The organism is Streptomyces calidiresistens (assembly GCF_014141525.1).
GTDB classification, from domain to species: Bacteria; Actinomycetota; Actinomycetes; order Streptomycetales; family Streptomycetaceae; genus Streptomyces; species Streptomyces calidiresistens.
Genome location: NZ_VKHS01001441.1, coordinates 1 through 673, shown reverse-complemented (window position 1 = coordinate 673; position 673 = coordinate 1). Strand labels below are relative to the sequence as shown.

At 76.7% G+C, this 673-nt stretch carries 1 protein-coding gene; it reads right to left on the bottom strand.

Going from position 1 to position 673, the window contains the following annotated elements; genetic code table 11:
* Positions 1–5: 5 nt before the first annotated feature.
* The coding region (locus tag FOE67_RS27725) for a nitroreductase family protein (RefSeq protein ID WP_182667553.1) at positions 6–673 on the bottom strand (668 nt) is incomplete at its 5' end.

Genomic DNA, 673 nt, shown 5'->3' with positions numbered 1-673 from the left:
CAGCGTCAGGGGTGGGTGACCGGTCCGGGGGCCCCGGCGGAGGGAGTGCCGGACGCGGCGGGGTCTTCGGCCGCACCGGGAGTGGTGTCGTCGAAGGGGACCCCGTACCGGTCGGTGAAGGCGCGTCGTCCGAGGGGCAGCCGGCCGGGCGGAACCCGGGTCTCGGCGGGGAAGCCGAGGGGGGTCAGCAGCGCGATGGCGAGGTCGTCGCGGTCGGCGATGCCGATGACCTCCTTGACCGCCGTCTCGTCCCAGCCGTTCATGGGGCAGCCGGCCAGGCCGAGGGCGGTGGCCGCGAGGAGGGCGTGGGCGGCGGCGAGCATCGCGTCCTTGACGGCGTACTCGCGCAGCAGGCCGCGGGCGGCGAGGTCGCGGCGGAAGGCGAGTTCGGAGGCGAGGGAGTCCTCGGCGAAGGCGGCGCTCCAGGCTCCGGCGTCCAGGGCGGCGCGGTGGATCTCCTCGCGGTCGGTGGGGCGGTCGCCGCAGTCGGCGACGAAGACGAGCATCACCGGCGCCTCCCGGGGCTGCGGCTGTCCGCCGGTGGCGCGGACGAGGTCGGCGAGCCGGGCGGGGTCGGTGACGGCGACGACGGAGCGGGCCTGACCGTTCCAGGCGGAGGGGGCCCGGAGGGTGAGGTCGAGGAGTTCCCGCAGGAGGTGGTGGGGGACGGGGT